The sequence below is a fragment of the Mesorhizobium sp. AA23 genome, assembly GCF_001672435.1.
Classification (GTDB): Bacteria; Pseudomonadota; Alphaproteobacteria; order Rhizobiales; family Rhizobiaceae; genus Mesorhizobium.
Map to the genome: position 1 here is coordinate 443,919 of NZ_LYTP01000028.1, position 13,856 is coordinate 457,774.

The following is a 13,856-nucleotide window of genomic DNA, read 5'->3' on the forward strand; positions in this document are numbered from 1 at the left end:
AAATCGCCGCGCCACCCAATTCCCGCGAGAGATATATTGTTACATTTTGAGACACTTTTTTTAAATTTTGTGATTTGCTCCATACCGCTAACCTGGGCTCTTTTGGCCGCGAGCCATTCGGGCTTCAGGCATGTTGGGCAGAAAGGGTGGGGGTGTGAAAGGTCGCCAAGAATGGCCGATACGAATACCATTGTCTTGAGCGGTGACTACGGCTACCGCCAATATAAAGCATCCGGTCTCCCCGCCGACACCACTATCGATGCCAGCGAAGCCTCGTGGATTGTCGCCAATCAGGGAAGCTCCACCAACCTCTATCCCTTTGCGGTCGTCAACCCCGGCGACAACCTCGTGGCGTCGGGCGGCACGATCAACGGCACGGTCTCCCAAACCGGCGCCTGGGAGGACGTTTACGTCAACTCCGCCGCAGTCCGCGTGAATTCAGCCCACAACTTTGTCATCGACGACTGGACGATCACCAAGCCCTGGGATGGCATCCGTGTCGGCGGCACTGGCACCTTCCTCATCGAGGATACCTATGTCGGCTACTCACGAGACGACGCGGTCGAGGACGACGACGTCATCGGCGGCACCATCCGGGATTCGCTGTTCGACCACGTGTTTTCCGGAGTGAGCCTTGGCGACGGTGACGTGGATGGGTCTGACAACACGGTGACCATGGATGGCATGCTTCTAGGCATGGGAGAGTATCTTCGCAAAGGCGAGATGACGCACGGTTCGCCGTTCAAACTGGACAAGGGCACAGGCGCTGACGATATCGTTCCTAGCTTGCGCTTCATCGACTGCGTGGTGGCGATCACCGACGTTGACCACAACGGCTTGGAGCGGGTGCAGCGGGCCTGGGACAAGACGGTCGAGTCGCACGGCAATTACTATCTCAACCTCTCCGACACGCCACTGCCGGCGGATTATCCAATGCCGCCCGCCGGCTGGACGGTCCTTCAAGGCCAAGCGGCCCGCGATTACTGGGCCAACGCCAAGGCGGCCTGGCATGCAGCCCATGACGGGACGGACCCGCTGCCGTCATCTCCGACCGTGCCGACCGACCCGCTACCGTCATCTCCGACCCTGCCGACGGACCCGACCCACGGAACGACCGGGAACGATACATTTGTCGGCACTGCCGCGGCCGATACCTTTGATGGCCTGGCTGGCAACGACACATTGCGGGGCAAGGGTGGCAACGACGTGCTGACCGGCGGCGCGGGCCACGACACCTTTGTGTTTGACACCGCCTATGGCGCCGGCAATGTCGACACGCTGACCGACTTCGACGCGGTAAATGACGCGCTCTATCTCGACAACGCCGTCTTCACCCAACTCGGCGCCGGTTCCTCGTCCAGCCCGACGCAGGTGAACTCGTCGTATTTTGAGTTGCGAGAACACCCCACCCATAGCAACGATCACCTGCTCTACAACCGGGCCACGGGCGTCTTGTCCTATGATCCCGACGGCTCGAAATCGGCCCCGCAGGTGGAAATCGCCCATCTGGAGCCCGGAGCGGCACTGACCTATCACGACGTATTCGTCGTTTGATCGTTCATGCGATCGGACCATGGCATGGCGAGGGGCGGGCGCGCCCCCCGCCGTGCCTGGTTCCGACGGTCACCGATCAGAAAGGGCGGCGGACGCCGATCAGTTGCCATAAACGTCGGCCGCATTGATCGCCGCGGATGTGCATGCGCCGGCCTTTCCGGTCGGCGCTGCCATCACCAATTCCAAACCGATCGGGCCGATGGCGGCGACACCATTATCGGCGGCCAGCTTGCTGCGGCGGCGCCGCTATTATTGGAAAGCATGTAGCAACTTGAGTTTCACGCCGCCTCGTTCGCAGACGTCATTTCACTGCCAGCAAGCGATTAGCTGACTAAGGCAATTTCGAGGTTTGGACGGTTCAATTCTCTGCTTGAGAATCAGACGCTTAGCGCCATCCTGGATTGGTGGTTCCTGGCGTCCCAGCCGAACTGGATGCCCGGTGGATAACTTCCGGTGAAAGTGAGGCTAGGCTGTCAAAAGGTCGCAAGCGATAGCGCGGCTGCTTGGCATGATATATAAACATTGTCTAAAATGATCGCTTAACCAAAAGAGACGATTTCGGGGATGCCCAGTTACACGAATAGAAGGGTGCTGTCGAAGAGCGTGGTCGAAATGGGCCTGTTCTCCGCGGTGATGAACACCCTGGTGCTAGTTCTGCCTCTCTACATGCTGCAGGTCTATGATCGGGTGTTGCCCGCCGCCAATTTGGACACGCTCACCTACCTAACATTGCTTGCGCTTTCGACGCTCTTGCTCTTCGGCGTGCTCGAAGTCGTGCGGGGTGTATACGCAAGCCGGCTCGCGGCGCGACTGGATGTCTCTTTGGGCACATCGTCTTTTCTCGCTGCAATGAGTGGCCCTCGCGCTGGCCTCGGCGATGTTCAAGCCTTGCGCGACTTGGCCACTGTGCGAGGCTTCATCGCTTCGAGAACGATTTTCTTTCTCTTCGACCTTCCTTTCGGGCCGATTTTCGTAGGCCTGCTCTATTTCATCCATCCGCTGCTCTTCCTCGTGACGGTCGTCGGGGCGGTTCTCATGGTCGCCATCGCCATGCTGAACCAGGTCGCGAGCTCGCGACCTGGCAAGGAGGCGGCGGAGAGTCTCAACGCCTCGATGAATTCGGCGCAGGCTTTCGCCCGAAACTTCGAAACCGTTCGCGCACTTGGCATGGTGTCCAACGCGATAGAATTCTGGGGCACCCGTTTTTCCGGCTCTCTACACGCCTCGGATGGGCTCGCTCGCATCAATTCGTTTTATGGCGGTGTATCGCGCACCACTCGTTCGACACTGCAGATCGCGATATTGGGGGCCGGCGCTTATCTGGTTCTGCACAACGAGATGACCGCCGGTATGATATTTGCGTCCTCGATGATTTCGGCGCGCGCTCTGCAACCTCTTGATCAGATCATTGGGAGTTGGCGGCAGATCATCGACGCCAATCTTGCGTGGAAGAGGCTTTCGGCTCTCCGGTCCGGGCTCGACAACCAGGAGAACGTAGCATTGCCGGCTCCTGAAGGAGCGCTAAGCGTGGAGCAAATAGTCTATCATCTTCCGGGCGCGGCCGATGGCTCGCTGCCGCTGATCAAGCGCTTGACCTTTGAGGTCGCCGCCGGCGAGACAGTCGCGATCGTAGGGCCGAGCCAGGCTGGAAAATCGACTTTGGCGCGCCTCATCGTCGGTGCGATCGCGCCCCGCTCTGGGGCGATCCGGATCGACGGCGGCGATATTCGGAACTGGGACCCGGAACAACTCGGCCGCCATATTGGTTACCTGCCGCAAGATGTGGAACTCTTCCCGGGAACCATCGCGCAAAATATCGCGCGGTTCGAACCGAATGCGCCCAGCGAGAAGTTGGTTCAAGCAGCCCAGCGGGCCCAAGTGCATGAGCTCATCCTGGGTCAGAGGGATGGCTACTCGACGCTGATCGGCCCGACCGGCGTTCGCCTTTCGGGTGGCGAGCGTCAACGCATCGGGCTTGCTCGGGCCTTCTACGGCGATCCCAAGGTGCTGGTTCTCGACGAGCCCAATGCAAATCTCGATTCCAACGGCGAAGCCGCGCTCGAGCGCGCGATTAGCGGGGCGCGTTCACGAAAAACGACCGTGCTTGTCATAACCCATCGGCCCTCTCTCGCTTCCAAATGCGATCGCGTATTGATGCTACGCAATGGCCAGGTCGAGATCTACGGTTTGACCAAGGGCGTGCTCGATAGACTTGTCGAGCGACGCGCCCAAGCGGGGTGGCCCGCAGCCTCTCAGTCGCGCGAAGGAGTGGTGCCTTTCCCCTCATCTGCTCGAGGCGAGATAAAGGTCGCTAATGACTAGCCAAGCCATCGGCGCCAGGACGTATAGCTGGCAGCGCAACGTCGACACACGCACAGATCGCATCACCCTCGCGGGGTATGCAAGCGTGTCCGTTTTCTTGCTTGGCTTCGTATTCTGGGGCGCAATGGCGCCGATTGCCGGAGCAACGATCGCGCCAGGAGTGATTGCAGCAGCTGGACAGAATGTCATGATCCAGCATCTCGAAGGTGGCGTGGTCAGCAGCGTCAAAGCTCGAGAGGGTGACAGAGTCTTACGAGGGCAGGCGCTGATCGTGCTCGATCCAACGGTGGCGCAGTCGCAGCTCAACCGAGTCCTCAAACAGTGGGTCGCACAAAAGGCTGAGATCGCGCGGCTCGAGGCAGAACGGGATGGCCTGGAGAAAATCGTCCTGCCCCGCGATTTAGGCGCCTACTCAGACGCGTCCGAATTCAGTGACGTCTTTGCAGAGCAAACCAAAGAGTTCCGGGCTCGGCTAGCGCGCTATGGCGCAGATCAGGAGATCCTTAGGGAACGGGTGGCAGCCCTTCAGGAAGCTGTTGCCGGCTTGAAGGCGCAAAAGGATGCTGCGGCAAACCAGCTCGCGATCGTCAATGCCGAGACGGAACGCAAAAAGCACTTGCTCGACAAGGGACTGACAAATCGTTCCGAATACACCGACCTTCTGCGCAGCACCGCCGAGTTGGTAGGTCAGGAGGGATCGCTGGAGGCGCAAATCGCCAGCGCGGCCACTCAGATCGTGGAAGCGCGCCAGCAGATTGAAAGACTAACAACCACCCGGGTCGAGGATGCTGTCACCGAACTGAACAAAGCCCGGGTAGAGGTGGCCGACCTTGAGGAACAAATCAACGCCGCTCGATCGGTCCTGGTGCGAACGACCATTCGTGCCCCGGCGGACGGCATCATCGTCCGCTCTCTCTACAATTCCGAAGGCAGCGTCATTCGTGCTGGCGAGCCTGCGATGGAGCTTCTGCCGACGAAGGAACTTATCGTCGAGGCAAAGATCAAGCCTGAAGACATCGATTCTATCCGAGTCGGCCAAGGCGCGAACATGATGTTCACGGCCCTGAACGCACGGACAACACCAAAAGTGCCGGGAAAGGTCTTCTACATTTCGGCGGATCGGCTGACCACTCCCAGCACTGGACAGCCCTATTACACCGTGCGGCTTAAGATGGCCGACAAGCTGCCACCGCAGGTCAAGCCCGAGCAGATCTACCCAGGCATGCCGGTCGAAACCTTCATTTCAACCGGCGAGCGAACCTTTCTGAGCTATCTGACCAAGCCGCTGGTGGACTCGTTCCAGCGCGCCTTTCGGGAAAGATAGCCCGATCCTGCCTCCTGCGGCCTTCAACCTTACCCAAAGTGGAACTCTTCCGCCGGATTATGCGCAACCGGGTTCGGCCACTCACGGTTCTCGGTTTTCATGGCCAAAACGTCGCACGCTCGTAGCGCTCGAGGCGACGGGCTTTGTGATGGCTGTCTCGCCACGTGATCGAGGGCAAGGGCGATCACTTATTGGGTCTGCGGTCGCCTTCCTCCCTCCTTGCCATGGTGAGCTGGCCTCGAAAGGATAAGCGGGATGATCCCACCCATCGCGAGAGTGTCGATCTCGAAGTACCGCGGTCCCTTGCACCCGGACGGCATCGAGATGCATCTCGACGACAGCATCTATCTCGGCGACAAGCGGGAGTACCGTCTGCGCCGTGGCGACTTCGTCGCCAAGGCGCACGGCGCGCGGCAACTTGCCTCGGGCAACGTATGGGCGCGGATCCCTGCCGAGAGCGTATGGGTCTTCGCGGCGGCAGCCCCGAAATAGTCATCCGGTACCAACGCGCTTGCTCTCGGGGCGGCCTCGTTTATCATTCGGTCTCGCACAATGACGTCACAGCCTCGTATTGCCCTGATCCATGCCACGCCCATCTCGATGGAGCCGATCAGATCGGTGTTCGAAGCGGGATGGCCTGGCGCCGAAATCGTCAATATCCTCGAGGACAGCCTGGCAGTGGACCGCGCCAAAACCGCTGACCTGACGAGCGACATTGCCCGGCGCGTCGAGGCCTTGGCCAGCTATGCCCGTTCGATCGGAAGCGATGCCGTGCTGTTCACCTGCTCGGCGTTCGGGCAAGCGATCGAACAGGCCGCGGCGAAGCTGGACGTTCCGGTCCTGAAACCGAACGAGGCCATGTTTGAGACGGCGATCCGCCGTGGCGGCCGCACCGCAATGCTCTACACTTTCCCGCCGTCCAGGGAAGGAATGGAGCAGGAGTTCCGGGACGAAGCCGCCCGCATGGGCCAAGCTGCCACCATCACGAGCTATTTCGTGCCGGGCGCGATCGAGGCGGTGCGTGCAGGAGACGTGGAAACCCACAACCGGCTGATCGCGGCCGAAGCCGCCAAGCTGAGGGATTTCGATGCGATCGTCTTGGCACAGTTCTCCATGGCGCGCGCGCGGGATGCGGTCAAAGCGGCGACGAACATCCCCGTATCGACCAGTCCGGATGCGGCCGTCGCGAAGCTGCGCGTCCTTCTTGGCGCGGACCAACCCGCCTGACCAAAAGAAGGTCCCACGGAGCGCTCGACAGCTGCTCCGGTGGTTATTTCCAGATTTCCCGGGCAAGGCGCATGAAGTTGCCGCCTATGACGTCGCGGACCGCTCCTTCCGGCTGACCGCGACGAAGCAGAACCTCGGTCAGCTCTTTCATTTGGGCTGGTGCCGAATAGGTCGTTTCTCCCGCATATTCGCTCTTCGGCCAGAAATGCGGATTGCTGGCGATGATGTCGTCGATGCCTTCGATCTCGACCGGGAAAGCATGGTCGAGGCCGATGCCAACATAGCGTGGGCCAGCGAGATCGATCAGATATTCGACATGGTCGGCCAGCCGTTCGGAATCGGTGCGCGCCTCGCCAAGGAAACGACTGAGCCCGACAACGCCGACGATGCCGCCGGTGCGGGCGCAGGCCTTGATCTGCTCGTCCGTGATGTTGCGACCGTGGGCGCAGAGCGCTTTCGGATTGGAGTGCGAGAAGATGACTGGCCGGTCCGTGTACTCCATCACGTCCATGGTGGTGCGATAGCCGGTGTGGCTCACATCCACGAACATGCCGAGGCGGTTCATCTCGTCGATCACCTGCCGACCGAACGCGGTCAGACCCGGGTCTTCGTCATGGCATCCGCCGCCGGCAAGGTTGTTGCGGTTATAGGCGAAAAGCATCTGGCGCACGCCAAGGCCATGGTAGAACTCGACCATCTCAATCCGGCCGTCCAGGGCGTTCATGCCTTCGATGTCAAAGGTGACCGCCAGCTTGCCTTGCGCCTTGGCAGCGAGGATTTCGTCGGCCGACGAGACCAGCACGTAGTGGGCGGGACGCGCCAGGATCCAGTGGCGGAAGCAGCTGAGATTGGTTACCGTCATTTCCCAGGACAGAAGATCGAACCCGACATCGATGGACAGATAGTCGACACCGGCGTCTCGCCAGATCCGCAGGTTGTTCAAGTCCGCGGCAGGATCCGGCATGAAGCCGGAATGGGCGTCCCAGACGACTTCGCTATCGAGAATGGACCGGGCTCTGGTTTGAAGGTTCATTGCCGTTCGTACCGGAATTTGCACCAGCCCCAATCTCTACCATACTGGCTAGAATGGGGAAGTTGCGTCCGGTACGCAGAGCAGGTGCAAACTGCCTGAAGCTGGATCTGCCGTCACGCGCAACAGAATCCGGATTCGCCTTCGCCAGCATCTTCTGCCGAATGACTTCCGGCAAAAACGGATCGCAGATAGGACTGCCGACGATATTGTCGGCTCACGAATCGCTCAAACAAATCGAAATTCGCCCTCGCGAGAAAGGCGCCCGCAAAACGCGGACGTTCGCAGCCGGCAGCAACCTGTGTCGGTCGTCCGTTACTCTTCCGTCTTGCCCTCGAAATCCAGAAGCTTGCCAACAGGCACGTACTTCTGCCCGTCGAACTGATAGAGCTGCAGTGCCTCAATCGGGAAAATATCGGAGCCGGCTTTGGTGTTCAGCTTGATCCCGTCCAGCAATAGTGGATCGTCCCACTTCTGCATGTTGAAGACGGTGTCGAGGAGCTCAGCCCGGGTCGGCTTCTTCATGTGCTCGAGCGCCTTCACAAGAGCATCGCCGGTCGCGTAGCCGACCTGTCCGATCGTGTTGGCGAAGACGAAGTTGACCTTGGCCGCGGCGATATCGTCCAGATACTGGTCGATGCCCGCATCACCGGTTTTTTCCGGGCTAACGATCGGTTTCAGGAAATTCGAGGTGATGATGCCCTTGGCGTTCTCGAGCCCCACCGCCTGCAGGATCGGGTAGGCCGAGGAAAGGTTGGTGACGAGCGTCAGCGGCTTCCAGCCGCTCTCGGCCTGGAAGCGGATTGCTTCACCGCCTTGTTGCGGCGCGGCGATGATCACCAGCGTATCGGCGCCGGAAGCCTTGAGCGCTGTCAGTTGCGTTTCGACGGTCGGATCCTGCGAAGTCACCGGTTGCCGATCGACGACCTTGACGCCTGAGCCGTCGATGGCCTTGTCGAAGGCCTTCATGAAGGTTTCGCCGGTCTCGGTGTTGAGATAGAGGAGCGCGACCTTTGCCTCGGGCTTGTTGTCCTTCAGATAAGTGGCGAACGACGCCGCCTCGGTCGAGAAGGCCGGGACGAACCCTATTTCCTCGTGCGGCGCGTTCAGCTTGTGGACGCCTGAATACATGAAGACATTGGGCACTTTGCGTTGTTCGATATAACGTCCGATGGCGACATTGTTCGGCGTGGCAGCCGTGCCGACAAGAGCGAAAACTTTGTCCTGCTCCACCATCTCGCGCACATTCGCAAGCGTTCGCTGCGGATCGAGCATGTCGTCCTTGATCACGAGCTCGATCTTGCGGGTCTTGCCGTCGGACATCTTGACGCCGCCGTGGGAATTGGCGGCCTCGACCCGGGCGCGGATGCCTTCTGCGACCGCGCCGACGACGGCGACGGGACCGGTGAGCGGACCGGTGATGCCGATCTTGACGGTGCTGTCGGTGATGCCCGGTGCCTCGTCAGCTTTCGCCGGAGCGACACCGACGGCTAGCGCAAGTATTGCCGCCGTCACAAGCATTCTTGGCATGCGTAAACATGGTCTCATAACTTCCTCCCTAATTGGCTGATTGATCCGGCTTTGCCGTTGGCGTTCGACCGCGCCGTCAAGGCAGCGGCAAGTCTCTCCAGCAGACCGGCAACCCCTCCGCGCGCCAGAAGCATGATGCCGATTAGTGCCAGCGCGTAGATGACGTTGCCGAGTGCGAGATTGATGCTGGACGTCCAGGTCGGGACGAAGGTGATGAACAGCCCGCCGATGAAGGCGCCGACAATGCTTGTCGAGCCGCCTACGATGCTCCCGATCACGATGGTGATGGAAAGTGGGGCGAGAAAGGACTGCGGGCTGATGAAGCCGTTGAGGATCGCGAAGACGCCGCCGCCAAGTCCGGCGAGCGCAGAGCTGATGGCGAACGCCCACAGCTTGGTCTTGGTCAGGTTGACGCCGAGAGCCTCCGCGATCTGCGGACTGTCCCGTTGCGCCTGGAGCGCGCGGCCGACGTCGCCGAGGAGAACGAGATAGACGATGAATGCCGCGACGCAGGCGCACCCCAGCGACACCAGATAGAGCCAGAGCTCGGAGTAATCGGCCAGGAACGCAGGCGGCTCCAGGGAATCGATCGGCAAGCCGGAGACTCCGCCCGTCCAACTGCCGAGCTTCAACAGAAGCTGCGGAAAGGCCGCCGCGACACCAAACGTGATGATCGCAAGTTGCAGCCCCTGCAGACGCAGGGCCGGCAGTCCGACGACGAGACCGGCCAGCGCGGTAAAAACAGCTGCCGCAGGCAGGGTCGCCAACGGGTGGACGCCATAGGTCGCGTTCAAGATGGCGGTGACGTAGGCGCCGATGCCGAACAGCGTCCCCTGGGCGAGGCAGATCTGCCCGGCAAACCCCATAAGCAGGTTGAGGCCAAGAATGGCGACCGCATAGGAGATGGCGATGCTCACCTGCTGCAACTGGAAGCCTGACAAAGTGGCCGGCAGCAATGCGGCGACCAGCACAAAACCAGCGGTTGCCGCGACCGTGCGCCGAATGTCGTTGCTCATAGCTTGGTGACCTTCTGTGAGCCGAACAGACCGACCGGCTTGACCAGCAGGACGAAAAGGGTGAGCCCGATCGGGACCGCGATGCGCATGTCCGCACCCAGAAAGCCGATGTAGTTGGCGCCAAGGCTCTCGCTGACGCCCACCAGAAGGCCTCCGGCTATCGCGCCGAGCGGACTGTCCCAGCCGCCAACGGTTGCCGCGGCAAGGCCGTAGAATAGGATCGGGGTCATCATGGTCGGGCTCAAAAACAGCCGTGGCGCGACCAGCACCGCCGCGATCATTCCGATCGCCGCGGCGAAACCCCAGCCGAGCATCAGCATGCGCTCGACGTTGATGCCCACCAGAACGCTGCGAACGCGGTCGAAGGCCGCGGCACGCATGGAGAGCCCAAGCCTTGTGAAGGCGAAGAGGGAGGCGATGGCCGCGGCCAGGACAATGAGGATCAGCAAGGTACCGGCCGACGAAGCCAGCACCTGTACCTCACCGAGGCTGAAGCTGCCTTCGGGAAAAAGGCTGGGGAACGGCTTCTGCTCGGCGCCCCAGAGCCACGTCACCATCGCCTGGAAGAGCACAAACATGCCGAGCGTAACGACCACTGTCGCCTCGACTGGTGCTGCCAGGAGCGGGCGGACGAAGACCCGAAACGCCAAGATTCCCAGCACAAAGGAACCGGCCAGGCCGATTGCAATCGAAAGCCACAATGGCAGGCCCCACAGGCATAGCTGCCAGGTGCAGTATGCCGAGAAAGTCGCCATTTCGCCTTGACCGAAATTGACGACGTTGGTGGCGCGAAAGATCAACACCAGTGCAAGGGCAAGAGCCGCATAGATGGCGCCGGTGGCAAGACCGCTGAGGACGATTTGCAGGAAAAGGGTCAAGCCCAGCCTCCCAACTGCAACGCCGAGGCCGTCGACCTGCGCGCCTTCGATCCGAGAGCCTTGGCCAAGGGAACCCTGGCGTTTGAGGACGGGGAAATGGCGGTTACCACCATCAGGAATGGCAGTCCGGCGGTATCGTGAATGTCGATGAAGGAGGCTGCATCGAGGCGGTCGGCCGACGCCCGCCTTGTAAGACGCGAGACCAGCACGAGGGCAATGACCAGCACGGCGTAGACTCCGCCTGGGGCAATGCCGCAAACAATGATCTGGTAAAACGTCGCCACGTTAGTCCCCAAGGTAAGATTTCTGGATATGCTCATCTGCAAGTATCGCGCCGGCTGAGCCGCCGGCCACGATATGCCCGGCCTCGATGACATAGGCGCGGTCGGCGAACTTGAGCGACAGGTCCGCGTTCTGCTCCACGACCAAGAGCGTCAAGCCATCGATGTCGCGGAGTTCCTTGAAGATCGCGAATATTTCGCGCGTGATGACGGGTGCGAGACCCAATGACGGCTCGTCGCATAGCAGCAGTTTTGGCCGCGACATGAGCGCTCGCGCAACCGCGAGCATCTGCTGCTCGCCTCCGCTCAGATTGCCGGCCAGTTGGGAGCGTCGTTCGCGCAATCGCGGAAAGCGATCGTACCACCGCTCCTTGTCCTGTCGGACCTGGCGGGCATCGGAGACGATTGTGGCGCCCAGCGTCAGATTCTCGTCGACCGTGAATTCCGTGAAAGTGCCTCTGCCCTGGGGAATCTGCGCTAAGCCGCGTTGCAGACGCCGTTCCGGCGCCATCTTTTGCAAGTCGCTTCCCATATAGGCGATCTCGCCGGCCGAGCGGATCGTGCCCGAAAGCGCGCGCAGCAAAGTGGTTTTTCCCGCGCCATTGGCGCCGAGCAGGACGACGAATTCGTTCTGCGCGATTGCGAGCGAGCAGTCAAAAAGCGCCCGTACCTTGCCGTAGGAGGCCGAGAGATTGCGGACGTCAAGCAGTCTCACGTGCTCCTCCCGAGATAGGCGCCGATGACGGCTTCATTGGTCCTGATTTCTTCGGGGCGTCCTGACGCCAGATTTCGACCCAGGTGGAACACATGGATCCGGTCGCACAGGCTCATGACCAAGCCCATGTGATGCTCGATCAGGAGGATCGAGAGCCTGCGGCTATGCCGGATCGTATTGACGAGGGTGCCGAATTCGGTGACCTCGCCATGGGTCAGTCCGCCGGCCGGCTCATCCAGCAACAGGAGCTTGGGCTCGGCCGCCAGGGCGCGTGCGATCTCCATCCGCTTTTGCAACGGATAGGGCAGGGAGTCGGCGCGCACGCTCGATAATGCGGCCATTCCCAACTCATCCAGAATTGATTCAGCCTTGCGGCGGACCGTCTTCTCCTCGGCCCACGCACCGAAGGGATTGAGAAGGGCACGCGCGACTTTTCCACCCATCTTGTGGTGTGCGCCGAGCATGACGTTCTCCAGGACGCTCAGCGAGCCGTACACGCCGACATTTTGGAACGTCCGGGCGATCCCGAGGCCGATGATGTCGCGCACCGCCGAATTGGAGATTATCCGACCCGACAGCTCTACGGTGCCGCGTTGAAGGCGTGCAAGGCAGGTGATGGCATTCAGGAAGGTGGTCTTTCCCGCGCCATTCGGGCCGATCAAGCCGCAAATCTCGCCACCGCCGACGTCGAGCGAGACATTGTCGAGCGCCTGCACGCCTCCGAAGCTGACCGATACGCCATCCGCCGCGAGCACAGGCAAATAGGCGTTGATATGTTCCTGCACAGCCACGCACTCCTCCCAGGCGTGTCAGCGGAACCGGCGCTTCCGCGTCTGTTCCACTTTAGATACCATATAGTATTTGAAGTCTGAGTCGTATGTCAACCGACTTCGCCGGTGCACCTGCACTAAGGCGAGGCGGGTTCCGGCCAGCTGCCCAGTCGGATTGACAAGGTTAGTGAGATACGCTTTGGTATTTGAAATCTGACCGGTATCCGGAAGGGGCCGGTCATGGAGAACTCAGACCGGGGAGGACGGTGTGACTTCATCCTGCCGCAAGGTGCCGCGAGCGTGTGCCCGCTATCCTATAGCCAACAACGGTAATGCGACGTGATTGGCGTTGCCCGATCGCCGCAGGAGGCCGTTATGCTGGCGGTCGCCATTTGCGGCCTTTTGTCGTTCGCCTTGAGCGGCCTGATGCGATGGGGGCGCGTCGATCTCCGTTGGTACGATCTCTTGATCCCGCTCGGCTTCTTCCTGTCCTACTGGTTGACCTACAATCGCCTTCCGTCCTTCCCTCCGGTCGGCGCCGTCAACAAGGTGTTCTACCTGGCGGCGGTTGGATCGATCCTGGGCGTGGCGACGGAATGGACAGGCAGCCGCAGGCTCGGACAGTTGCTGTTGGCGGCAATGCCGGTCGCCTCAGCAGCTTACATCGGCGATACGATTGCCCTGGCGCAGCCTTTCGACCTGGTTGTCGCCGCTCTGGCCGGAGCGGCAGCGCTATATGCACTTCATCGGGAAGCTGACTATCCCGATGAGGGATCAGGCCTGCGCCCTGCGATCATGCTCGCGGTTGCCAGCGCAGGCTTTGCTCCCATTGCATTCATGGGGGCTTCATCATCCAGCCTGCAACTGTCTCTTGGCGTCGCCTTTGGCATCGCCGGCATCGTGGTTGGGCACCTGTCCCGGCCGAATTACCGCTTCGGATGGGCATCCTTGCTCGGCGGAGCGGCGGGCATGATGGCTGTGGCGCAGACCGTCGCGCTGATCACCCGCAAGATCGACCTTCTCGCCCTTGCGGTGCTCCTGCTGCTTTTCCTGGTCTCTTCGGCCTGCCGCGTGATCCTCGATCGTCTCGATCAGAAAACCCCTGCACTCGCCACGTTCGTCTTCGCAGGGTTTTGCCTGGTGCCGGCCGTCGCGGCAGTCGCAGTCATGCTGGCCCGGAAGGGGTTCAGCCTTCCGCTGTGAATTCGC

General features: G+C 60.9%; 13 protein-coding genes. 6 read left to right on the forward strand and 7 right to left on the reverse strand.

Annotation, left to right across the window (positions count from 1 at the left end; genetic code table 11):
- Window positions 1-171: 171 nt before the first annotated feature.
- The 5 genes from A9K66_RS21860 to A9K66_RS21880 all read left to right on the forward strand — a co-directional run bounded on the left by A9K66_RS21860 (window position 172) and on the right by A9K66_RS21880 (window position 6,427).
- Complete coding sequence (locus tag A9K66_RS21860) at window positions 172-1,554, forward strand: calcium-binding protein (protein WP_067327874.1); 1,383 nt, start codon at window positions 172-174, stop codon at window positions 1,552-1,554.
- Window positions 1,555-2,142: 588 nt separating this feature from the next.
- On the forward strand, window positions 2,143-3,876 hold the full coding sequence (locus A9K66_RS21865) for a type I secretion system permease/ATPase (RefSeq protein ID WP_164748217.1): 1,734 nt from the start codon (window positions 2,143-2,145) through the stop codon (window positions 3,874-3,876).
- The gene (locus A9K66_RS21870; RefSeq protein ID WP_067327876.1) at window positions 3,869-5,200 is read left to right on the forward strand and encodes an HlyD family type I secretion periplasmic adaptor subunit; all 1,332 of its coding nucleotides are present in this window, start codon (window positions 3,869-3,871) and stop codon (window positions 5,198-5,200) included. Before A9K66_RS21865 ends, A9K66_RS21870 begins: the two co-directional genes overlap by 8 nt.
- Before the next feature lie 255 nt (window positions 5,201-5,455).
- Window positions 5,456-5,692 (forward strand): hypothetical protein, encoded by a 237-nt coding sequence (locus A9K66_RS21875; RefSeq protein ID WP_067327877.1) that lies wholly within the window; start codon window positions 5,456-5,458, stop codon window positions 5,690-5,692.
- Window positions 5,693-5,818: 126 nt separating this feature from the next.
- On the forward strand, window positions 5,819-6,427 hold the full coding sequence (locus A9K66_RS21880) for an aspartate/glutamate racemase family protein (protein ID WP_245307634.1): 609 nt from the start codon (window positions 5,819-5,821) through the stop codon (window positions 6,425-6,427).
- A 43-nt stretch (window positions 6,428-6,470) separates the two neighbouring features.
- Here A9K66_RS21880 and A9K66_RS21885 read toward each other — a convergent pair whose 3' ends face one another.
- The 7 genes from A9K66_RS21885 to A9K66_RS21915 all read right to left on the reverse strand — a co-directional run bounded on the left by A9K66_RS21885 (window position 6,471) and on the right by A9K66_RS21915 (window position 12,668).
- Window positions 6,471-7,460, reverse strand: a complete 990-nt coding sequence (locus A9K66_RS21885) for a membrane dipeptidase (protein WP_067327879.1) — start codon at window positions 7,458-7,460, stop codon at window positions 6,471-6,473.
- Between the two features lie 312 nt (window positions 7,461-7,772).
- A complete protein-coding gene (locus A9K66_RS21890) occupies window positions 7,773-8,987 on the reverse strand; it encodes an ABC transporter substrate-binding protein (RefSeq protein WP_067327880.1) in 1,215 nt (404 codons plus the stop codon).
- A 14-nt stretch (window positions 8,988-9,001) separates the two neighbouring features.
- Entirely contained in the window at window positions 9,002-10,003 is a 1,002-nt protein-coding gene (locus A9K66_RS21895) for a branched-chain amino acid ABC transporter permease (protein ID WP_067327881.1), read from the reverse strand.
- Complete coding sequence (locus A9K66_RS21900; RefSeq protein ID WP_067327882.1) at window positions 10,000-10,881, reverse strand: branched-chain amino acid ABC transporter permease; 882 nt, start codon at window positions 10,879-10,881, stop codon at window positions 10,000-10,002. Before A9K66_RS21900 ends, A9K66_RS21895 begins: the two co-directional genes overlap by 4 nt.
- A complete protein-coding gene (locus A9K66_RS21905; RefSeq protein WP_067327883.1) occupies window positions 10,878-11,165 on the reverse strand; it encodes a hypothetical protein in 288 nt (95 codons plus the stop codon). The genes A9K66_RS21900 and A9K66_RS21905 overlap by 4 nt, the downstream gene beginning before the upstream one ends.
- Window position 11,166: 1 nt before the next feature.
- Complete coding sequence (locus A9K66_RS21910; RefSeq protein WP_066997920.1) at window positions 11,167-11,877, reverse strand: ABC transporter ATP-binding protein; 711 nt, start codon at window positions 11,875-11,877, stop codon at window positions 11,167-11,169.
- Complete coding sequence (locus A9K66_RS21915) at window positions 11,874-12,668, reverse strand: ABC transporter ATP-binding protein (RefSeq protein ID WP_067327884.1); 795 nt, start codon at window positions 12,666-12,668, stop codon at window positions 11,874-11,876. The genes A9K66_RS21910 and A9K66_RS21915 overlap by 4 nt, the downstream gene beginning before the upstream one ends.
- Window positions 12,669-13,022: 354 nt before the next feature.
- Here A9K66_RS21915 and A9K66_RS21920 point away from each other — a divergent pair, with 354 nt between their 5' ends.
- Window positions 13,023-13,850, forward strand: a complete 828-nt coding sequence (locus tag A9K66_RS21920) for a hypothetical protein (protein ID WP_067327885.1) — start codon at window positions 13,023-13,025, stop codon at window positions 13,848-13,850.
- The last annotated feature ends 6 nt before the right edge of the window (window positions 13,851-13,856 follow it).